The following is a 21,733-nucleotide window of genomic DNA, read 5'->3' on the forward strand; positions in this document are numbered from 1 at the left end:
TGATTCCTTGTCTGAGGGCTCGGCGCCCAGGGTTCGAGGGGTTCAGCGCCCAGGGTTCGAGGGGTTCGAGCGGTTTCAGCGCTCGAGGGCGAAGGTCGTCAGGGCCTGGCCGACGGCGAACGTCTGCATGACGGGGCCGCGGGCGGAGACCCGGCGGCTGGTCACGGTCCGCAGGAAGGTGCGGCGGCCGGCGGCGAGGTCCAGGAGGTCCCCGTACGCGATGCCGAGGACGTGGGTCGGCTCGGCCTCCGTCACGGCCCCCTCGGGGTCCAGGGTGAACTCGGCCGCGGGCTCGGAGATCACGAAGCGGACGGTGCTGCCGGCGGCCTGCCAGGCGGGGGAGCCCTGTGCGGCCGCGGACAGCGTGCGGGAGATCTCTTCGGGCGAGATGGCCATGAGCATTCCTTCGCTCTTCGAGGGTGGAATCAGTGGAATCAAGAGGTGAAAGCCGGCGGTGGGCTTGTGAAATGGATTCATCAAGGGCTTTTGCGGCGCCGCTCCATCGGATGATCTCGACGTTACCGATCAGTAGGGGGGCTGTCCAAGAAGTAAAGCGAGGTTCCACGCGGGGGGAATCGGCGTTCCACAAGCCGGTAATCGGCCGTCCATTGCGGGAGTTCAGGAAAGGGGTTCAGAGCCCCGGAAACGCCGAGTGGGCTTGCAGCCGGGGGAGCTGCAAGCCCACGTATGGGGGAGGGGGAAGGGAGGCCGGACGGCGCGCCCGTGGGGGCTATTCGGCCGGCTGGGCGTCCCGGGTCAGATGGCGCAGGACGAGCGCGATCAGGATGGCGACCGCGGCGCACACGGCCAGGGCGAGGAAGCCGTTCGCGACCCCGGACGTGGTGGCGTCCGGGACGGAGGCGCCCTTGTCGAGGCGGCCGTCCATCGTGGTGGCGAGGATGGTGCCGATCACGGCGATGCCCAGCGCGGCGCCGCTCTCGTTGAAGGTGTTCAGCAGGCCGGAGCCGACGCCCGACTCCTCCACCTTGACGTGCGCGGTGCCGATGCCGAACAGCGGGACGAAGCAGGCGGGGAGGCCCGCGCCGATGACGGCGAGGGCGACGATGGTCAGCCAGACGGCGTCGGTGCCGGCGGCGAGGACGCCCGCTCCGACGAGCTGGAGGGTGGCGCCGAGCGCGTACATCCCGCCCAGGCCGAGCTTGCCGGCCACGGCGGGCGCGACCATGGCGACGACGAGGGCCGCCAGACCCATGGGCAGCAGGGAGAGCCCGGTGGCGAAGGCGCTCATGCCGTGGACCTGCTGGAAGTACATGCTGGCGAGGAAGGAACTGCTGATCATCACGGCGGCGACCAGGAGCAGACCGATGCTCGACAGCCAGTAGGTGGGCTTGCGCAGCAGGTGCAGGGGGAGCAGCGGGTCGTCCTTGCCGAGCTCCATGAACGTCACCAGGGTGAGGAGGACTACCGCCGCGCCGAGGCTGATCCAGGCGTTGCGGTCCCCGAAGCCCTCGTGGAGGCGGATCAGGCCGAAGGACAGGGCGGCGAGTCCGGCCGTGGAGACGAGGGCGGAGGGGAGCCGGAGCCTGCGGTCCGAGCTGGTGCGGAGCGCAGGCATGCTGCGCAGTGCGCCGACGAAGGCGGCGACGCTCACGGGAAGGTTGATCAGGAAGGCCCAGCGCCAGCTGACCGCCGTGACGATCAGTCCGCCGAGCACGACGCCGATCGTCGCGCCGATCACGCCGAGGCCGCTCCACGCGGTCAGGGCGATCTTGCGCTGTTCCTCGTCCTGGTAGACCGCCAGGATGACCGACAGGGCGGCCGCGGAGAGCAGCGCGGCGCCGACGCCCTGGGCGGCCCTTCCGGCGACGAGCAGCTCCTGGTTCCCCGCGACGCCGCAGAGCGCGGAGGCCACGGCGAAGAGGGTCAGGCCGGAGAGGAAGGTGCGCCGCCGGCCGAACACGTCCGAGACGCGGCCGCCGAAGAGGAGCAGGCTGCCGAACAGCAGGACGTAGGCGCTGATGGTCCACTGGAGGGCCGTCTGGTCCGCGGGCAGGTCTCCTCCGATGGAGGGGAGGGCCACGTTCACGACCGTCGAGTCCAGCATCACCATGAGCTGAGCGACGCCGACCACCACCAAGGTGGTCCAGGGGGCCTTGGCCGGTGCGTGCTCAGGCGCCTGCTCGGTGGCGGGGGGTGCCAGCGTCTGCTCGGTCACCACGTCTCCGTTCTCCTGAAGTCTGATCCATGCGAATGCATCGAACGGCTCGGGACACTACATTCATTCGCACGCATAGACAACCCTGGAGAGTGAACCTAAGATCTGGGGGGTGACGGATACAGCTCTGACCGATCGATGGATGGCCATGGTCCGCGCCAGTGCGCAGATCGTTCAGGCCGCGGAACGTCAGCTCTCCGACCGGTACGGCCTGTGCGCCAGCGCCTTCGAGGTCATGGACGTCATGGCGCGGGAGGGCGACTGGATCCGGGCGGGGGAGCTGAGCACGCGCGCCTCCAGGAGCCAGCCCCAGGTCTCCCGTTTGCTGGCGCAGATGGTGAGCGCCGGGTACGCCGAGCGCAAACCTTGCGCCAATGATCGCCGGGGCTTCGACGTTCGCCTCACGGAGACCGGAAAGCACCTCTTCGCGCAATCCGCCGCCACGGTGGAGGAGTTGCTGCGTGAGCTGCTCGAATCGAGCCCGGAGGTCCGCGACGTCCTCGGGTCTCCCGTGGCGGGGCGTGGCGAAAAGTAGTTGCCCTCGGCACTTTTTCGTCTGGTAGCCTCCGGGGCGCCGGACGCCCCCGGATGCCCTTCACGATCGTGACGGCAGAAGTCGTGACAGCAGAAGTCGTGAGAGCAGAAAGGGGCGATCGACAGTACGGGGGAAGTCGGATCTGCGGGTACGCGGGTCCGCGGCATGGGCCCTGCGCGCCGCCCGCGCGCCGGGTCGGCGGTGTGCTGCCCCCGTTGGACCAGAGCACCGGCATGACCCCGGTGCGCGTACTTCCGCACGTAGTGCTTGATACGGGGGATCATGTGCTGAGCCAGTCCATTCCAAGACCGAAGAGCGCCGCTGTGCCGGGTGCCGGCCGCCTCGCCGCGCCCACCGCCACGATCCCCCCGCGGGTGGGACCGGGAGTCCTGGAGGACCTTCCGCGCGAACGCCTCTCCGTCATGACCGACCGTGGAGTCTCCTTCCGTCTGCTCGGTCCGCTGGAGATCACGACGGCACAGGGCCGGCTCCCGCTGAAGGGCAAGAGCCAACGGCTCGTCCTCGCCCACCTGTTGCTGAACGCCAACCAAGTGGTGTCCACCGCGGAGCTCATGAACGTGCTGTGGCCGGAGGGCACTCCGCCGGCCACGGCCCGGAAGGTGCTCCAGAACGCGATCTCGGCCCTGCGGGGAGTGCTGGCCCGCGGTGGAGTGCCCGAGCACGTCGCCTCCCTGGCCAGCCAGGGATCCGGATACGTGCTGAGGACGGCCCCGGAGAATCTCGACCTGACACGCTTCCGCCTTCTCGCGGACAAGGGCCGCAACGCCTTGACCGCCGGCCGGCCCGCAGAGGCGAGCCGTCTCCTGCGCGGTGCGTTACGACAGTGGCGGGGACGGGCGCTCCAGGAACTGGTCGACTCCGGCGCCGACTGGCCGGAGGCGGCGGCCATCGACGGAGCCTGGCTCCACGCCCTGGAGGACTACTGCGAGGCCGAACTGCTGGGCGGCCGACCTCACGAGGTGATCCACCGCCTGGAGGGCGTGGCCGCCGCGCACCCGTCCCGGGAGCGTACGCACCGGCTGCTGATGATCGCCCTGTACCGCTCCAGCCGGCGGGACGAGGCCCTCCGCGCGTACGAGAGACTGCGCCGGCGCCTCCGGGACGACTTCGGCGCGGACCCCGGCCTGGAGCTCCAGGACCTGCACAGCGCGATCGTCCAGCAGCTTCCGCTCCCGGGTCCGGACGAGGTCCCCGACAGCCGGAGCACCGCGCCGCGCACCCCGTCGGAGCCCGAACTGGATGTGCTCCACGCCCTGGTCGACCTGGTGGGGCGACAGCAGCGCCCGCACGTCGTGACGTTGACGGGCGACGCCGAGGAGCGCCAGGCCGCCGTGGTCGCCCAGCTGATGAGCGGGCTCCAGCGAGACGACCGGGCCGCCGTGTGGCACGTCCGGTCGGGTCCCGACGGCGCCGATCTCGCCCAGGACCTGCGGGCCGCCCTGCGGCGGGCCACCCCCGAGCGCCCCATGGTCGTCGTCGCCGAACGCCTGCACCACGCCGGGCGACTGGTGCCCCAGTGCGTCGGGGACATCGTCACCGCGGCGGGCCGGACCCCCCTGCTCATCGTCCTGACCGCCCGCACCGGATCCCACGGCGTCTGGCCGGGGTGGGACAAGGCCGTTCCCCGGTTCACCGCGATCACGGTCTAGGTCCGGGGGCCGGGTGCCGGGTGCCCGATCCCGGGGCGGGGCGATCGCCCCGCCCCGGGATCGGGACGGCAATCGCCGACCCGGGGCGGCGAGGGGCCGTGGCCCGGCACAAGAGGGGCCATGGCCCGGCACAATGGGGCGCATGCCGATACTCAGTCGCCCCGCCCTCGTCGAGCACCTTGTCCGGACCCGGATCGCGGGCGATGTCGCCACCCCGCGCGACAACAACCTCTCCCACTACCGCAAGCTCGCCAACGGCGACCGGCACTACTGGCTCGGCCTGGAGCTCGGCGACCGGTGGACCGACGAGCAGGACGTGCTCGCCGTGATGGCCGAGCGGTGCGGGGTGAACGACGACCCCGCCCACCGCACCGGCCAGGACACCATCGACCCCGAGCTGACCGTCGACGCCCTCGACCGGACGGCCGCGCGCCTGCGCAAGGCCGCCGCGGGGAAGGAGCGGGTGCTGTTCGCGACCGGGCACCCCGGCGCGCTGATCGACGTCCACAGCCGGGTCGCCGCCGCGCTGCGGGCCAGGGGCTGCGACATCGTACGGATCCCCGGCGGGCTCACCGCCGACGAGGGGTACGTCGTGCAGTTCGCCGACGTGGCCGTCTTCGAGCGGGGCGCGACCCTCTGGCACACCCATTCGCCGGAACCCATGAACGCGATTCTGAACGCCCTCGGCGAGGACGGCCGCCCGGATCTCGTCGTCGCCGACCACGGCTGGGCGGGCCGCGCGGGCCAGTGGGGCATCGACTCCGTCGGCTACGCCGACTGCAACGACCCCGCCCTCTTCATCGGCGAGGCCGAGGGCACGATGCAGGTCACGATCCCCCTGGACGACCACGTCCTGGACCCCCGGTACTACGAGCCGCTGACGGAGTACCTGCTGGACGCGGCAGGCCTCGCCACCGACGGGTCCGACGCCTGACGTCCTACGCGCCGACCCCGTGCGCGCTGTCCTGAGTGCCGACCACCACGGCATCCACCGCGTCCTCCAGGCGCTTGCCGCTCCGGTACGCCGTGTGCTGGCGTACCGCGCCGGTGCCATGGACCCACAGCAGCGTCAGCCATCTGAGCACCGTCCTGGCATCGCCCGTGGCCTCGAGATGGTGCCTCGTGTGCCGTAGCAGTGCCGTGACCATGTACGAGGCCGGTACGAGCCGGGGCGGCCCGCCCAGCGGTACGGTCAGGGTCTGCCCGGCCAGTCCGTCGCGAGCCGCCCGCCACAGCGCGGCGCGCAGGACGGCGTCCTCGACCGGTGGGGCCGCCCGTCCCTTGCGTACCTGTACGAGGGCGGCGGCCACCAGGGCACGGACAAGGAGCGTGTAGCCGACGGTGTCGCAGACGGTCGGCATGACGTCGGCGACCCTGATCTCGACGGTGGGCACATGCCTGGAGGGGCGGACGGACCAGTAGATCATGCCCGGGTCCAGGGCTGCCCCGCTGTCCACCAGCATCGAGACGGTCTGCTCGTAGTGTTCGACCGAGCGCAGATACGGGGGTGGCGTGGCCGTCGGCCAGCGGCCCCAGAGCATGGATCGCCAGCTGGCGTGGGTGGTGTCGCGGCCGTCGCAGAACGGTGAGTTCGTCGTCAGGGCGAGGAGTACCGGCGTCCACAGCCGCAGGTGGTTGACGACCTGTACGGCTTCCTCCCGGTCCGCGACACCGATGTGCACATGGCAGGCGTTCGCGCACAACTGCTCAAGGAGCGGTCCGAACCGGGCGGCGATGGTGTGATAGCGCGGCTTGTCCAGGACGGGAGGTGGTCCGGGGCTGCCGAGTGCGGAGGTGCCGGAGGCCACCAGCAGACAGCCGCGCTCGTGCGCCGCACGGGCCGTGCACCTCCGCAGCCGGGCGATCTCCGCACGCAGCTCCCGGGCGTTGCTGCACACGCCGCTGACCGTCTCCACCTGCGCCTGGGCCAGCTCGGCCACCACGTGCCGGACACCCGCCAGCCGGCCGGCCTCGGTGACCACCGCGTCCGCCGTGAGGGCAGGTTCGCGGGTCACGGCATCCGCCAGGACGAACTCCTCCTCCACCCCCATGGTCAGTCCGAGCCCCCCGTGCCGCACCGGCCACGCCTCGACGCTGCTCGCGCCAGACTCCCGCATGCCACCTCCAGCCCGCCGCAGAGCACGAAACGCCCACGCTGACCGACGATAGGCATCCTTCGCCGACCCCGGCAGACCTCGATGAGGCCACATGGCCGATTCCCTGCGCGGGCGGCCCCAAGGGCCGGTCTCTCAGGCCTTAGCCGCGCGGGACGCGGACGACGCCCTCCTGGATGACGGAGATCGCCAGCCGGCCGTCCTGCGTGTAGATCCGCGCCTGGCCCAGGCCCCGGCCGCCCGAGGCGGACGGTGACTCCTGGTCGTACAGCAGCCATTCGTCGGCCCGGAACGGGCGGTGGAACCACATCGCGTGGTCCAGGGAGGCCCCGACGACGTCGCCGACCGCCCAGCCGCCCCGCCCGTGGGCGAGCAGCACCGAGTCGAGCAGCGTCATGTCGGAGACGTACGTCGCCAGGCAGACGTGGAGGAGCGGATCGTCGGCCAGCTTGCCGTTCGTACGGAACCAGACCTGCGAGCGCGGCTCGCGCGGCTCCCCGACCGAGCCCCACGGCGGCACGTCGGCGTACCGCAGATCTACCGCGGCCCGCGCCTCGACCAGGCGCGCGGCCACGTCCGCCGGGAGGTGCCGGGGAAGCATCTCGGCGGCCGTCGGCAGGGACTCCGGGTCCGGCGCGGCGGGCATGTCGTACTGGTGCTCCAGGCCCTCCTCGTACGTCTGGAAGGACGCGGAAAGGTGGAAGATCGGCTGCCCGTGCTGGATGGCGACGACCCGGCGGGTGGTGAAGGAGCGGCCGTCGCGGATCCGGTCGACGCTGTAGACGATCGGCGCGCCCGGGTCCCCGGCGCGCAGGAAGTACGCGTGGAGGGAGTGGGCGAGCCGGTCATCGGGGACCGTCCGGCCCGCCGCCACCAGCGCCTGGGCGGCCACCTGGCCGCCGAAGACGCGGGGGACGACGGCGGAACGGGACTGTCCCCGGAAGAAGTTCCGCTCGATCTGCTCCAGGTCGAGCAGATCGAGCAGAGCGTCCAGAGCCTCGGGCACCGACTACAGGCCCATCGACTTCGCGATGATCGACTTCATGATCTCGCTGGTGCCGCCGTAGATGCGGTTGACGCGGTTGTCGGCGTAGAGGCGCGCGATCGGGTACTCGTTCATGTAGCCGTATCCGCCGTGCAGCTGGAGGCAGCGGTCGATGACGCGGTGCGCGACCTCGGTGCAGAAGAGCTTCGCGCTCGCGGCCTCGGCCGGGGTCAGCTCGCCGGCGTCCAGGGCCTCCAGGGCGCGGTCGGCGACGGCCTCGGCGGCGTCCACCTCGGCCTGGCAGGCGGCCAGCTCGAACTTGGTGTTCTGGAAGTGCGCGACCGGCTTGCCGAAGACCGTGCGGTCCGTGACGTACTGCTGCGCGAACCGGACGGCGGCCTTGGCCTGCGCGTACGCACCGAAGGCGATGCCCCAGCGCTCGGAGGCCAGGTTGTGGCCGAGGTAGTAGAAGCCCTTGCCCTCCTCGCCGAGGAGGTCCTCGACCGGCACCTTCACGTCGACGAAGGCCAGCTCGGCGGTGTCGGAGGTGCGCAGGCCGAGCTTGTCGAGCTTGCGGCCGATGGAGTAGCCCTCGGACTTGGTGTCCACGGCGAAGAGGGAGATGCCGAAGCGGCGGTCCTCGGCCGTCGGGGCGGACGTACGGGCACAGACGATCACGCGGTCGGCGTGGACGCCACCGGTGATGAAGGTCTTGGCGCCGTTGAGGACGTAGTGCGTCCCGTCCTCGGAGAGCTTGGCCGTGGTCTTCATGCCCGCGACGTCGGAGCCGGTGCCCGGCTCGGTCATCGCCAGCGCCCACATCTCCTCGCCGGTGACGAACTTCGGCAGGTACCGCTTCTTCTGCTCGTCGTCGGCCAGCATCTTGATGTAGGGCAGGGCGAGCAGCACGTGCACGCCGGAGCCGCCGAACTGCACGCCCGCGCGCGAGGTCTCCTCGTAGAGGACGGCCTCGAACTTGTGGGTGTCCAGGCCCGCGCCGCCGAACTCCTCGGGGACGTTGATGCCGAAGATGCCCAGCTCGCCGAGCTTGCCGTAGAACTCGCGCGGCGCCTGGCCCGCGGCGAACCACTCGTCGTAGACGGGGACGACCTCGGCCTCGATGAAGGCGCGGATGGTCTCCCGGAACGCCTCGTGGTCCTCGTTGAATACCGTACGGCGCACGAGCCGCCTCCTTCGGAGTCCCGTCCTACGGGTATCTGATATGCCTAAGCGCTTGCTCAGCCAAGTTACCCATCGGTTCGCGCCACTGTCCAGATCTTCGGCCCCATGGTTGCCCATATCACGTCGCCTCCTCGGCCGGTCACACACGGCCGAGGGCGAACCACAGCTCCATCCGTACGTCGGCGTCGTCCAGGTCCATGGCGAGGAGCGTGGCGCAGCGGGCGATGCGCTGGCGGACGGTGTTGCGGTGGATGTCCAGGGCGACGGCCGTGCGGTCCCAGTTGCCGTGGAGGGAGAGCCAGGTGCGGAGGGTCTCGGTCAGCGGCTCGTTGAGCGGCGCGAGGAGGGTCCGGGCGTACGCGGCGGCCTCCGCCTCGTCCATGAGCCCGCCGAACCCGGCGGGCCGGTGCCGTACGAGCGCCGTGCGGGCGGCCTCGGCCCTGCGCAGCGCCCGCGCGGCCTGGGCGTCGGCGGCGGCGAGGTCGCGGGCCTCGACGGGGGAGCTGACCCCGAGAGTCCAGCCGGGCTGCGGGGTGACGGGGGAGGCGGCGGGCAGCAGGAGCCGTACGTGGCCGGCGCCCGCCTCCACCAGCGACGTGCCCAGGGCCGCCGCCAGGCTTGGGGCCGCGAACGGGGTGTCGTCGCCGCCCCGCGCGTGGACGACGGTCCAGGGGCCCGGGCCGAGGGTCGGGGCGGCCTCCTCCGGTGGGGTGCCGAGGAGGAGGCGGACCAGGGCCGCGTCCCGGGCCGAGACGTCGGCGCCGCGGTGCGGGGCGGTCAGCAGCGAGAGCAGGACGACCGCGACGCCCGCGATCGTGTGGTCACCGGGCTCCCGGCTCTCCGTCGCGACCCCCAGGGTCAGCCCGTCGCCGCCGCCCAGCGCGTACGCGGCGAGCCGCAGCCCCTCGCCCTCGCCGCTCGCGGAGGCCGGGCCGCCGGGCCGGGGGCCCACCACCCCCGCCAGCTCCCTGAGCGCCTGGGACACCGCGCCCGGAAGTTCCCGGCCCGCCGCCGCGTACGGGCTGCCGTCCGCCGCGTAGAGCACCGCGCGCCCGCCGAGCCGGGACGCGAGCGCGCCGAGGACCGCCGGGACCGGCGCCGGCCTGGCCGCCGCCGCCGCGAGCGACTGCTGGGCCTCGGTCACCCGGCGCAGCTCCCGGTGGCGAGCCTCCGCCATCAGCCGCCACACCGCCCTGGCCACCGCCGTGAACGGCGTGTCCTGCGGCACTTCGAGCAGCGGAAGACCGTGCCGCTCGCACGCGGAGACCAGGGCCGCGGGCACCGTGTCGTACACCGGCGCGACGCCGAAACCGAGCGCCGCCGCCCCCGCCTCAACCACCCGCTCGACGTAGTGCTCCGGATCCGTGAGCTGCACGCCCGCCGTCATCAGCAGCTCGCCGCCGAGCAGATACGGATACGGGTCCGCCATCTCGGAGGTGTGCACCCAGTGGATGGCGGTCTCGCCCGGGCCGGCCAGGAGCCGCAGCCCGAGGTCCTTGCGGCTCAGCAGGGCGGCCAGAGAGACGGGTGGGGCGGGTGGTGTCGACGTGGGTTCCTGCGCGGGCATCGCTATGGACCTTTCGTACATCGCACCGGGCTGGCAGTGGATGAAACATACGCTTCAGCGTCGCTTTCCGGCCACCTAACCTCATGCCATCCAGCGGCCGCGGGTACGGGCGGATGTCCCCGCGATCAGTCACTGGAGTCACTCCACCGCACGACACGCCACCGAAGTGAACGAGGGAGGGCCCCATGGCCGTCGACTACACAGTGATCGTCCTGTACTTGGCCGGCATGCTCGCGATGGGCTGGTGGGGCATGCGCCGCGCCAAGTCCAAGAGCGAGTTCCTGGTCGCGGGCCGCCGGCTCGGGCCCTGGATGTACTCCGGGACCATGGCCGCCATCGTCCTCGGCGGCGCCTCGACGATCGGCGGTGTGGGCCTCGGCTACAAGTACGGCCTCTCCGGCGCCTGGATGGTCTTCACCATCGGCCTCGGCCTGCTGGCGCTGAGCGTCTTCTTCTCCGCCCGCATCGCCCGGCTGAAGGTCTACACAGTCTCCGAGATGCTCGACCTGCGCTACGGCGGCAGGGCCGGCGTCATCTCGGGCGTGGTCATGTGGGCGTACACGCTGATGCTCGCGGTCACCTCGACCATCGCGTACGCCACGATCTTCGACGTCCTCTTCGACCTGCCCCGCACGCTCGCGATCGTCCTGGGCGGCGCCATCGTCGTCGCGTACTCGACCCTCGGCGGCATGTGGTCCATCACCCTCACCGACATGGTGCAGTTCGTGGTGAAGACCGTCGGCGTGCTGATCCTGCTGCTGCCCATCGCCGTGATCAAGGCCGGCGGCTTCGCCGAGATGAAGGCCCAGCTGCCCACCGAGTACTTCGCGCCGCTCGGCATCGGCGGCGAGACGATCTTCACGTACGTGCTGATCTACACCTTCGGCATGCTCATCGGCCAGGACATCTGGCAGCGGGTCTTCACCGCCCGGACCGACAAGGTCGCCAAGTGGGGCGGCACCGTCGCCGGTACGTACTGCCTCGTGTACGCCCTGGCCGGCGCTGTCATCGGCACCGCGGCCAAGGTGCTCTACCCCAAGCTGCCCAGCGCCGACGACGCCTTCGCGACCATCGTCAAGGAGCAGCTGCCGATGGGTGTGCGGGGCCTGGTCCTCGCCGCCGCGCTCGCCGCCGTCATGTCGACCTCCTCCGGCGCGCTGATCGCCTGCGCCACCGTCGCCAACAACGACATCTGGTCGAGGCTGCGCGGGCTGACCACCGCAGGCGCCGGCAACGGCGGCGAGGACCACGACGAGGTGAAGGGCAACCGCCTCTTCATCCTGCTCATGGGCATCGCCACGATCGCCATCGCCATCGCCCTGAACGACGTGATCCAGGCGCTGACCGTCGCGTACAACCTGCTGGTCGCCGGCCTGCTCGTGCCGATCCTCGGCGGCCTGCTGTGGCGCCGCGGCACCGTGCAGGGAGCCCTGGCCGCGGTCACCGTCGGCGGCCTGTCCGTCATTGGCCTGATGTGGTCTTACGGAATCTTGGCAAATGAGCCTGTTTACTATGGTTTGTTGGCTTCGCTTGCCGCGTATGTGATCGTTTCCCTGGCGACCCGCCCGACGGACGCCGCCGTGCTCGCGAACTGGCGGGCCCGGCTGGCGGGCCAGGACACCCCGCTCGACGCCGACGACCCGACGACGCCGGAGACCGTGCCGGCTGCCGCGACCGGCTGACCGCACCGCAGACTCCCGGTCGGGCCCCGAGACGACCCTCGGGCCCCGACCGGAAACCACCGATACACCCCAGGAGGACCCGACCATGAGCAGCAGCGACCAGAACGCATTCCGCGGCCCGATCGACTCGTCCCGCATCCCGCGGTACGCAGGGCCTGCGACGTTCGCCCGGCTGCCGCGACTCGACGAGGTCGGCACCGCCGACGTCGCCGTGGTCGGCATCCCCTTCGACAGCGGTGTCTCCTACCGCCCCGGCGCCCGCTTCGGCGGCAACGCCATCCGCGAGGCCTCCCGCCTGCTGCGCCCGTACAACCCGGCGCAGGACGCCTCGCCGTTCGCCCTGGCGCAGGTTGCCGACGCCGGTGACATCGCCGCCAACCCCTTCAACATCAACGAGGCCGTCGAGACGATCGAGGCCGCGGCGGACGACCTGCTCGCGACCGGCGCCCGCATGATGACCCTCGGCGGCGACCACACCGTCGCGCTGCCGCTGCTGCGCTCGGTCGCCAAGAAGCACGGCCCGGTCGCGCTGCTGCACTTCGACGCGCACCTCGACACCTGGGACACGTACTTCGGCGCCGAGTACACCCACGGCACGCCGTTCCGCCGGGCCGTCGAGGAGGGCATCCTCGACACGTCCGCCCTGTCGCACGTCGGTACGCGCGGTCCGCTGTACGGCAAGCAGGACCTCACCGACGACGAGAAGATGGGCTTCGGCATCGTCACCTCGGCGGACATCTACCGCCGCGGCGCCGACGAGGTGGCCGACCAGCTGCGCCAGCGCATCGGCGACCGCCCGCTGTACATCTCCATCGACATCGACTGCCTCGACCCGGCCCACGCCCCCGGCACCGGCACCCCGGAGGCGGGCGGCATGACCTCGCGCGAACTCCTGGAGATCCTGCGCGGCCTGTCCTCCTGCAACCTGGTCTCGGCGGACGTCGTCGAGGTGGCCCCGGCGTACGACCACGCGGAGATCACGGCGGTCGCGGCCTCGCACACGGCGTACGAACTGACGACGATCATGTCCCGCCAGATCGCGGCGGCCCGGGACGCGAACTAGACCCCGAGGGCCCCGGCCCGGCCAGTCACCGGGCCGCCCGGCCGCGGCTACCGCCTACCGCCGGGGGCGGCGGCCGCCTCGGCCCAGCCCACCGCCGTGGGGACGGCAGCCCACCGGCCACAGCCCACCGCCGTGGGGCGGCAGCCACCGGCCGCCGCCCCCGGGCACAGCCCACCGGCTGCAGCCCGCAAGCCCGGCGGCCGCCGACCCGCCGCCGGCCGTCAGTCCGTCTGCCGACCCGCCCGCCCGGTCCGGCTCGGCCTCGCCGCCTGTCGGCGGGGGCGGCCGGGCAGGCGGACCGCGACGGTGCGAGCTAGCGCGGCATACTCACCGTGCGGGGGCGCCACCGCCCCGCGTGCCGCACCGCGTGCCGCGGCGCGCCGCCGCCCCGCGGGCCGTATCCGATCCGCCAGCCACACCCGCGAGGGGACCGTTCATGACCCACGACCACGACCTGGTCCTGCGCCCCACCGCCGCGCAGACCGCCGCCGCCCTCAATCCGCCCGCCGGGCGCAACGGCGGGGACCTCGTCGTCGAGACGCTTGCCGGGCTCGGTGCGACCACCGTGTTCGGGCTGCCCGGGCAGCACGCGCTCGGGATGTTCGACGCGCTTCGCCGGTCGAGCCTGCGGTACGTCGGGGTGCGTGTCGAGAACAACGCGGGTTTCGCGGCCGACGCGTACGGCCGGATGACCGGCGAGGCCGCCCCGCTGCTGCTCTCCACCGGCCCCGGGGCGCTGATGTCCCTCGCCGCGCTCCAGGAGGCGGCGGCGGCCTCCGCGCCCGTCCTCGCTATCGGCAGCCAGGTCCCGGTGGCCGGGCTCGGTGGCGGGCGGCACGGTTACCTCCATGAGCTGCGCGACCAGCAGGCGTCCTTCCGGGACATCGTGAAGTCCGTGCACACCGTCCGTACGCAGTCGCAGATCCCCTCGGCGATCGCGGCGGCCTGGGAGTCGGCGCTGACCGCCCCGCACGGCCCGGTGTGGGTGGAGATCCCGCAGGACGTGCTGCTCGCGGAGACGTCCCTGCCGGTGGTGACGGCGATGGACGCGACGCCCGAGGAGGTCGTGCCGCGCCCCGAGCTGACGGCGGTCGCGGCGCACCTGCTGGCGAACGCCGAGCGGCCCGCGATCATCGCGGGCGGCGGAGTCGTACGCTCCGACGCGTCCGGCAAGCTGCGCGCGCTCGCCGAGCGGATCGACGCGCCCGTGGTCACCACCTTCGGCGGCAAGGGCGCCTTTCCCTGGGAGCACCCGCTGTCGCTCCAGTCCTGGCTGGAGGACCGGCACACCACCGACTTCCTGGAGGACGCGGACGTCCTGCTGGTCGTCGGCTCGGGCCTCGGCGAGCTGTCCTCGAACTACCACACGTTCGCCCCGCGCGGCCGGGTGATCCAGATCGAGGCGGACGCGGGCAAGCTGGAGTCCAACCACCCGGCCCTCGGTATCCACGCGGACGCCCGCCTCGCGCTCCAGGCGCTCCTGGAGACGGTGGAGGTACGGGAGGACCCGACGGCCCCGGACCGCGTGAAGGCCGTCCTGACGAAGGTCAGGGACCGGATCGCGGCGCAGGACCTCGGCCTGGAGCAGCGGATCGTGGCGGCGGTGCGGGAGGCGCTGCCGGACGACTCGCCGAGCTTCTGGGACATGACGATCCTGGCCTACTGGGCCTGGTCGGCCTTCGACGCCCGCCACCCGAACACCATGCACTCGGCCCAGGGCGCCGGCGGCCTCGGCTACGGCTTCCCCGCCGCCCTCGGCGCGGCGGCGGCCGACCCGACCCGCCCGGTGCTCGCGGTCTCGGGCGACGGCGGCGCGATGTACTCGATCGCGGAGCTGGCGACGGCGAAGCAGTACGGCTCGAACGTGACGTGGCTGATCGTCGACGACGGCGGCTACGGCATCCTGCGCGAGTACATGACGGACGCCTTCGGCGAGGCGACGGCCACCGAACTGACCCGCCCGGACTTCGTCGCCCTCGCGGAATCCTTCGGCGTCCCGGCGGTCCGCACGACCCCGGAGTCCCTGACGACGGACCTCACCAAGTCCCTGGCAACCCCGGGCCCCTCGGTGGTGGTCCTCCCGGCCCTGCTGCGGATGTTCGAGCCGACGCACCTCTGATCAGCGAGGACGCGCCCGAGGCCACGCACGCATCACCGGTCGGTGACTGTGCGTGGTCTCGGGCGTCCTTGTTCGTACCATCAAGTAGGCATATTCTTTTGGCATATGCGGCCATTTGGAGGAGTCGCAGGACCTCAGTCGACTACATACGGTAATCATCGCAGCCTGAGTTTCCCTATCGAGGTGAAGCCTCATGCGTCGTCACTCACCCTTCCTGCTGCCCGCAGGGGTGGCCATCGCCCTCGTGGGCTTTCTCGCCCCCTCCGCCGAAGCCGTCAGTCCTCACTTCGTCGGCACTCCCTCCGTGACCACCTCCGGTAGCACCCTGACGGTCAAGGGCAAGGAAGCCGGCCTCGGCAACCAGCAGTCCGTCGACCTCTCGGTGACGGCTGAAGCGCAGTGCGTCAACCGCGGTAAGCAGGAGCCGCAGGCCGAGAACAAGGAGGGCTTCGGGGCCACTCAGACGGTTCCGGTCCAGAACGGCAAGGCCAACTTCACCATCACGGTCACCGCCACGTTCCAGCCGAAGTGCAGCCCGCCGATGACCCTGGTCTGGAGCAATGTCCTGATCGAGGACACCGGCAACGACATCTCCGTGTTCCTGCCCGGTCCCTTCTAGTTCGCTCCCGTGGGATGAAATCCCACCCCGTCCGCGTTGGTGCCTTCCGGTAGAGCAGGACGAACGGGAGGCATCACGTGGCCGCGGCGGGGCAGGAACAGCAGGGGTGGGCGCGCAGGCTCGCCGGGTATGCCTGGCGGTACAAGGCCAACGTCGTGCTCGCCCTCGGGTCGTCCCTTGCCGGGATGGCCGTCCTCGCACTCGTGCCGCTGATCACCAAGGTGATCATCGACGACGTCATCGGCGCCAAGACCCGGTCCCTCGCCGTCTGGACCGGGCTTCTGATCGGCGCGGCCCTTGTCGTCTACGGCCTCACCTACATCCGCCGCTACTACGGCGGCCGCCTCGCCCTCGACGTCCAGCACGACCTCCGTACCGAGATGTACGGCACCATCACCCGGCTCGACGGCCGGCGGCAGGACGAGCTGTCCACCGGGCAGGTCGTCGGGCGGGCCACCAGCGACCTCCAGCTCATCCAGGGCCTGCTCTTCATGCTCCCGATGACGATCGGGAACATCCTGCTCTTCCTGATCTCCCTGGCCGTCATGGCCTGGCTCTCCCTCCCCCTCACCCTCGTCGCCCTCGCCGTCGCCCCCGCCCTCTGGTTCATCGCCAAGCGCAGCCGCACCCGCCTTCACCCCGCCACCTGGTACGCCCAGGCGCAGGCCGCCGCCGTCGCCGGGGTCGTCGACGGGTCCGTGACCGGCGTCCGCGTCGTCAAGGGCTTCGGGCAGGAGGACCAGGAGACCGGGAAGATCCGCGACGCCAGCCGCAAGCTCTTCGCCGGCCGTATGCGCACCATCCGGCTGAACTCGAAGTACACCCCCGCCCTCCAGGCCGTCCCCGCCCTCGGCCAGGTCGCGGTCCTCGCCCTCGGCGGCTGGCTCGCCACCCGCGGCCAGATCACCCTCGGCACCTTCGTCGCCTTCTCCTCCTACCTCGCCTCCCTCATCGGCCCCGTCCGCATGCTCGCCATGGTCCTCACCGTCGGCCAGCAGGCCCGCGCCGGCGTCGACCGCGTCCTGGAGCTCATCGACACCGAGCCGGTCATCAAGGACGGCACGAAGGAGCTGCCGGCGGACGCCGAGGCGACCGTCGAGTTCGACGACGTGAGCTTCGCGTACGAGGAGGGCCGGCCCGTCCTCGACGGCTTCTCCCTGGAGATCCGCTCCGGCGAGACCGTCGCCGTCGTCGGCTCCTCCGGCAGCGGCAAGTCCACCGTCTCCCTCCTCCTCCCGCGCTTCTACGACGTCACCCACGGCGCCGTCCTCGTCGGCGGCCACGACGTGCGCGAGCTGACCCTCGACTCCCTGCGCGCCGCCATCGGGCTCGTACCCGAGGACAGCTTCCTGTTCTCCGACACCGTCCGCGCCAACATCGCGTACGGACACCCCGACGCCACCCAGGAGCAGATCGAGACCGCCGCCCGCGCCGCCCAGGCGGACCGTTTCATCGCCGAGCTGCCCGACGGCTACGACACCAAGGTCGGCGAGCACGGCCTCACCCTCTCCGGCGGCCAGCGCCAGCGCATCGCCCTCGCCCGCGCCATCCTCACCGACCCCCGGCTCCTCCTCCTGGACGACGCCACCTCCGCCGTCGACGCGCGCGTGGAGCACGAGATCCACGAGGCCCTCGCCTCCGTGATGGCCGGCCGCACCACCCTCCTCATCGCCCACCGCCGCTCCACCCTCGGCCTCGCCGACCGGATCGCCGTCCTGGACGACGGCCGGCTCTCCGACATCGGCACCCACGAGGAGCTGGAGCGGCGCTCCGCGCTCTACCGGCGGCTCCTCACCGACCCCGACGAGCTCGGCGGCGTCTCCCCCGGCCACATCGCCGCCGTCGCCGCCGACGACATGCCCGAGGACCGCACCCTGCGCGCCGAACTCGACGCCGAGTTCGACGCCGAGCGCGGCATCACCCCCACCCTGTGGGTACGGGAGGAGGACGCGGCCGAGGAGTCCTCGGCCCCCGGAGCCACCCCCGAACTCCTCGCCGCCGTCGAGGCGCTGCCTCCGGCCACCGACACCCCCGACGTCGACGAGGTCCGCGCCGTCACCCCCGAGGACCACTACGGGCTCCGCCGCCTGCTGCGCGGCTTCGGGCTCCCGCTCCTCATCAGCCTCGGCCTCGTCGCCGTCGACTCCGGCATGGGCCTGCTGCTGCCCGTGCTGATCCGGCACGGCATCGACGACGGCGTCAACAAGCTCGCCATGGGCGCCGTCTGGGCCGCCTCCGCGCTCGCCCTGGCCACCGTCGTCGTGCAGTGGTTCGCCCAGACCTCCGAGATCAGGATGACCGGCCGCACCGGCGAACGGGTCCTCTACGCCCTGCGCCTGAAGATCTTCGCCCAGCTCCAGCGGCTCGGACTCGACTACTACGAGCGCGAGCTGACCGGCCGCATCATGACCCGGATGACGACGGACGTGGACGCGCTGTCCACGTTCCTCCAGACCGGTCTCGTCACCGCGTTCGTCTCCGTCACGACCTTCTTCGGGATCATGGGCGCGCTGCTCGTGCTCGACGTCCAGCTCGCCCTGGTCGTCTTCGCGACGCTCCCGGTCCTCGCCCTCGCCACGTACTACTTCCGCCGCTCCAGCGTGAAGGCGTACGAGCTGGCGCGGGAGCGGATCGGCGTCGTCAACGCCGACCTCCAGGAGTCGGTCTCCGGCCTCCGGATCGTGCAGGCCTTCCGCCGCGAGCGCTCGGGCGCCGCCCGGTTCGCGGCCCGCAGCGACGAGTACCGCGAGGCGCGCGTCCGCGGACAGTGGCTGATCTCCGTCTACTTCCCCTTCGTCACGCTGCTCTCCTCCCTGGCCGCGGCGGCCGTGATGATCGTCGGCGCCAACCGGATCGACGCCGGCACATTGACGACGGGCGCCCTGGTCGCGTACCTCCTCTACATCGACCTCTTCTTCGCCCCCGTGCAGCAGCTCTCCCAGGTCTTCGACGGCTACCAGCAGGCCACCGTCTCCCTGAAGCGCATGCAGGAACTGCTCCAGGAACCGACGTCCACCGCCGCCGCGCCCGAACCCGTGGAAGTGCCGTCGCTGCGCGGCGAGATCGCCTTCGAGGACGTGTCGTTCGCGTACGGCTCGGAGGAAGAGGCCCTGACCGGCATCGACCTGCGGATCCCCGCCGGGCAGACCGTCGCCTTCGTCGGCGAGACCGGCGCCGGAAAGTCCACCCTGGTCAAGCTCGTCGCCCGGTTCTACGACCCCACCTCCGGCCGGGTCACCGCCGACGGCACCGACCTCAGGGACCTGGACCTCACCGCGTACCGCCACCGGCTCGGCGTCGTCCCGCAGGAGGCGTACCTCTTCGCCGGGACAGTCCGCGACGCCATCGCGTACGGCAGGCCCGACGCGACCGACGCCGAGGTCGAGGCGGCGGCCCGCGCGGTCGGTGCGCACGACATGATCGCGACCCTGGACGGCGGCTACCTCCACGAGGTCGCCGAACGCGGCCGCAACCTCTCCGCCGGCCAGCGCCAGCTGATCGCCCTGGCCCGCGCCGAGCTCGTCGACCCGGACATCCTGCTCCTCGACGAGGCCACCGCCGCGCTCGACCTGGCAACCGAGGCCCAGGTCAACCAGGCCACCGACCGCCTCGCCGGCCGCCGTACGACGCTGGTCGTCGCCCACCGCCTCACCACCGCCGCCCGCGCGGACCGGGTGATCCTCATGGCCGACGGCCGCGTCGCCGAGGACGGCACGCACGACGAACTGCTCGCACGCGGCGGCCGGTACGCCGAGCTCTGGCGCGCGTTCATCGGCGAGGAGGAGCCGGCGACGGCGGTCTGAGGGGGATGGACGGCGGTCTGAGCGCGGTCGACTGCGGTCCGAGCGCGGTGAAGGCAACCGCACAGGCCTCCGCTGCGTCGTACGCATGTACGGCAGGGAGTCGGGAGGGGATCCACGTGTTCGGTGGGAACGGCGTGACGGCGCGCGGCACACGGCTGCTCCGGTATCTGCTGGCGGTACTGCTCACCGCCGGCGCCCTCACCCTCGCGGGGCCGGGGGTCGCGGGCGCCGATGCCGCCTCGGTGTGCAGCGGGCGGCCCAGCAAGACCGTCACCTTCGCCACGGGTGAGCTGCGCCTCTACCGGAGCCGGCAGTACGTCTGCGCCCTCACCGTCGCCAAGAACCCCGGCGCCCGCCGCGCGATGTCCGTCTCCCTCCAGCCCCGCGGCGGCCGGCCCGCCGTCGACAGCGGCCGCTTCACCCGCCAGGCCGGCCCCGTCACCGTGCACGCCCTCAACCGCTGCGTCCGCGCGACCGGTTCGGTCGCCGGGCGGAGCGGGTCGACGGGCTGGGTGCTCTGCTGACCCTGACCCGTAAATGAAGCAGCGCCCGAGCCGGCCGAGGCCAACGCGGGCGCCGCGTAGCGGGGGAGAGGGGGGACCCCGCCTGCTTCCTAGAGGTTGCTACCTAGGGGGTGATGCTGAACAGCATCCGCTGGCCGGGATGTTCGGTGACCGTCCAGATGTGATCCGGCGATCCGGGCCAGACGGAGAAGTCCTCGACCCCGATCGCGGACGTCCGGCGAGCGGACGTCTCGACGAGTCGCCCGGTGCTGGTGTCGGGCCTGGCGACGAGCACCCTGCCGTTCGACGAACCCCGGCTCTGGCTGAGGTAGTAGGTGCCGTTGATGACCGCGCCGCCCTGGATCCCGCCGTTGTCGGTGTAGGCCGTGTTGTACGGAACGCGGTAGGCCTCGTCGGCTGCCCAGTATCCGTAGCCGTTCAGAGCCGGTGTTCCGCCGCTGGTGTTCATCGGCCGGCGGATGACCCTGCCGGTGGTGTACGCGTCAGTGACCTTCGCCTTCTCGCACCACTCGCCGGTGGTGATGTGCCGCACGGTCGAGCTGCGGTCGAGGCTGGCCCAGCTGGTCTTCGGCGTGACGTCCGAGGCCGTGCAGGTCTTGTCGTTGTCCTGCATGTCGCACGGCGTGCCCGGCGGCGGCTCGACCGTGTCGCAGGCGGAGTTGGTCCATCCGTCGCTCTGCGGAAGGATGTAGCGGTAGCCGTGGGCGTGGTACACGCCGTCCTGCCTGCCGATGGCGGTCTTCGACGTACCCCACTGGCCGGCGGGCAGAGCCCCGAGGTCGATGATGTTGCGCAGGTCGAAGACGCGGAAGCCGCGGTTGGTGTCCGCCACGTACAGGTAGTAGCCGTACCAGACCATTCCGCCGGCGTGCAGCGAACCGTACTGGCGCGTACTGCTCGAGTAGTGCTGCGACGTGCGCACGCTCATGTAACTGGCGTTGCCCGAGGCGTTGATGAACGGGTACACCAGCAGGACGTGGGCGTACTTTCCGGTGCTGGAATCGATGAAGGAGACGCGGACACCCTTGCGTTCGGTGTTCAGTCCGTCGGCGTCCATGTCGTCCGGCGTCTTGTCGCCGTTCCAGTCGTCTTTGTTGTACCAGGTCACCATCATGGGCCTGTGGGCCGCCGGGTCCCACCCGGGCGAAGGATCGCCCCAGGTCTGGTCCTCGTCGGCATCGGCGACGCTGGTCACGCCCTGCGGCCACCACTCGGAGGTGGCGGGGTCGCCGTTGTCCGCGCTGTCGAAGCAGAAGCTCTTGGCGAATCCCTGCGGGATCGTGCCGGCCTCGGTGGCCGCCGCGTTGCAGACGCCACTGCTCCACGTGCCCGTGCGGCCCGTCGTCTGCGCCTGCTGCAGAAGCGAGTTCACGCCTATGTTGGGCAGGTCGGCGTTCAGTCTGTCGACCCGGCCCTGGAGTTCGGCCTTGTTGGAGAGCGGCCGCAGCTCGAAGTTGCTCAGCTCGAGACCGGGATCGGCGGCGGCCTGCGCCGGTGCGGATGTCGCCAGAAGTGACGCTGCGACGGTCGCCATGAGCGCCACCATCGCCCTCACCTTGTAACTCCTCGTCATGCGTTTCCTTTCGCGATTTGCCATGCACATGGCCTGCGGGAGTTTAGGTGACGGCTGCAACCGCTCGCGGAGGGGGTCCCTCCGGATCGGCGACGGCGACCGCGATGTCCCGGTGGGACCA

At 71.6% G+C, this 21,733-nt stretch carries 16 protein-coding genes; 9 read left to right on the forward strand and 7 right to left on the reverse strand.

The window, feature by feature from the left end; genetic code table 11:
• Window positions 1–75 precede the first annotated feature (75 nt).
• Together ACZ4VI_RS23180 and ACZ4VI_RS23185 are read right to left on the reverse strand one after the other, a co-directional pair.
• Window positions 76–396, reverse strand: a complete 321-nt coding sequence (locus ACZ4VI_RS23180) for a hypothetical protein (protein ID WP_468001941.1) — start codon at window positions 394–396, stop codon at window positions 76–78.
• Window positions 397–730: 334 nt separating this feature from the next.
• Window positions 731–2,176, reverse strand: a complete 1,446-nt coding sequence (locus tag ACZ4VI_RS23185) for an MFS transporter (protein ID WP_468001943.1) — start codon at window positions 2,174–2,176, stop codon at window positions 731–733.
• A 112-nt stretch (window positions 2,177–2,288) separates the two neighbouring features.
• Between ACZ4VI_RS23185 and ACZ4VI_RS23190 the strand changes: the two genes are divergently transcribed.
• The 3 genes from ACZ4VI_RS23190 to ACZ4VI_RS23200 all read left to right on the forward strand — a co-directional run bounded on the left by ACZ4VI_RS23190 (window position 2,289) and on the right by ACZ4VI_RS23200 (window position 5,315).
• Complete coding sequence (locus ACZ4VI_RS23190) at window positions 2,289–2,711, forward strand: MarR family winged helix-turn-helix transcriptional regulator (protein ID WP_468001945.1); 423 nt, start codon at window positions 2,289–2,291, stop codon at window positions 2,709–2,711.
• 323 nt (window positions 2,712–3,034) lie between these two features.
• Window positions 3,035–4,381, forward strand: a complete 1,347-nt coding sequence (locus ACZ4VI_RS23195; protein WP_468001948.1) for an AfsR/SARP family transcriptional regulator — start codon at window positions 3,035–3,037, stop codon at window positions 4,379–4,381.
• A gap of 142 nt (window positions 4,382–4,523) precedes the next feature.
• The gene (locus ACZ4VI_RS23200) at window positions 4,524–5,315 is read left to right on the forward strand and encodes a phosphatase (protein ID WP_468001950.1); all 792 of its coding nucleotides are present in this window, start codon (window positions 4,524–4,526) and stop codon (window positions 5,313–5,315) included.
• Between the two features lie 4 nt (window positions 5,316–5,319).
• On the opposite strand, the gene ACZ4VI_RS23205 is transcribed toward ACZ4VI_RS23200, so the two are convergent.
• The 4 genes from ACZ4VI_RS23205 to ACZ4VI_RS23220 all read right to left on the reverse strand — a co-directional run bounded on the left by ACZ4VI_RS23205 (window position 5,320) and on the right by ACZ4VI_RS23220 (window position 10,229).
• On the reverse strand, window positions 5,320–6,498 hold the full coding sequence (locus tag ACZ4VI_RS23205) for a carboxylate-amine ligase (protein WP_468001952.1): 1,179 nt from the start codon (window positions 6,496–6,498) through the stop codon (window positions 5,320–5,322).
• A gap of 139 nt (window positions 6,499–6,637) precedes the next feature.
• Window positions 6,638–7,501 carry an acyl-CoA thioesterase II gene (gene tesB, locus ACZ4VI_RS23210; RefSeq protein ID WP_468001954.1) on the reverse strand — a complete coding sequence of 288 codons (864 nt, stop codon included), beginning with the start codon at window positions 7,499–7,501 and terminating at the stop codon, window positions 6,638–6,640.
• 3 nt (window positions 7,502–7,504) lie between these two features.
• Window positions 7,505–8,662 carry an acyl-CoA dehydrogenase family protein gene (locus ACZ4VI_RS23215; protein WP_468001956.1) on the reverse strand — a complete coding sequence of 386 codons (1,158 nt, stop codon included), beginning with the start codon at window positions 8,660–8,662 and terminating at the stop codon, window positions 7,505–7,507.
• Window positions 8,663–8,801: 139 nt separating this feature from the next.
• The gene (locus ACZ4VI_RS23220; protein ID WP_468001958.1) at window positions 8,802–10,229 is read right to left on the reverse strand and encodes a PucR family transcriptional regulator; all 1,428 of its coding nucleotides are present in this window, start codon (window positions 10,227–10,229) and stop codon (window positions 8,802–8,804) included.
• Between the two features lie 185 nt (window positions 10,230–10,414).
• Between ACZ4VI_RS23220 and ACZ4VI_RS23225 the strand changes: the two genes are divergently transcribed.
• The 6 genes from ACZ4VI_RS23225 to ACZ4VI_RS23250 all read left to right on the forward strand — a co-directional run bounded on the left by ACZ4VI_RS23225 (window position 10,415) and on the right by ACZ4VI_RS23250 (window position 20,039).
• Window positions 10,415–11,911, forward strand: a complete 1,497-nt coding sequence (locus ACZ4VI_RS23225) for a sodium:solute symporter family protein (protein WP_468001960.1) — start codon at window positions 10,415–10,417, stop codon at window positions 11,909–11,911.
• Window positions 11,912–11,996: 85 nt separating this feature from the next.
• On the forward strand, window positions 11,997–12,974 hold the full coding sequence (gene speB, locus ACZ4VI_RS23230) for an agmatinase (protein ID WP_468001962.1): 978 nt from the start codon (window positions 11,997–11,999) through the stop codon (window positions 12,972–12,974).
• 436 nt (window positions 12,975–13,410) lie between these two features.
• Window positions 13,411–15,093 (forward strand): thiamine pyrophosphate-binding protein, encoded by a 1,683-nt coding sequence (locus ACZ4VI_RS23235; protein ID WP_468001964.1) that lies wholly within the window; start codon window positions 13,411–13,413, stop codon window positions 15,091–15,093.
• A gap of 193 nt (window positions 15,094–15,286) precedes the next feature.
• Window positions 15,287–15,712, forward strand: a complete 426-nt coding sequence (locus ACZ4VI_RS23240) for a hypothetical protein (protein WP_468001966.1) — start codon at window positions 15,287–15,289, stop codon at window positions 15,710–15,712.
• A 77-nt stretch (window positions 15,713–15,789) separates the two neighbouring features.
• Window positions 15,790–19,515, forward strand: a complete 3,726-nt coding sequence (locus ACZ4VI_RS23245) for an ABC transporter ATP-binding protein (protein WP_468001968.1) — start codon at window positions 15,790–15,792, stop codon at window positions 19,513–19,515.
• Window positions 19,516–19,631: 116 nt separating this feature from the next.
• Window positions 19,632–20,039 carry a hypothetical protein gene (locus ACZ4VI_RS23250; protein ID WP_468001970.1) on the forward strand — a complete coding sequence of 136 codons (408 nt, stop codon included), beginning with the start codon at window positions 19,632–19,634 and terminating at the stop codon, window positions 20,037–20,039.
• 103 nt (window positions 20,040–20,142) lie between these two features.
• Here the strand turns inward: ACZ4VI_RS23250 and ACZ4VI_RS23255 are convergent, their stop codons facing one another.
• On the reverse strand, window positions 20,143–21,612 hold the full coding sequence (locus ACZ4VI_RS23255) for a hypothetical protein (RefSeq protein ID WP_468001972.1): 1,470 nt from the start codon (window positions 21,610–21,612) through the stop codon (window positions 20,143–20,145).
• Window positions 21,613–21,733: the final 121 nt, after the last annotated feature.

It is taken from the genome of Streptomyces sp. NPDC029169, assembly GCF_055563935.1.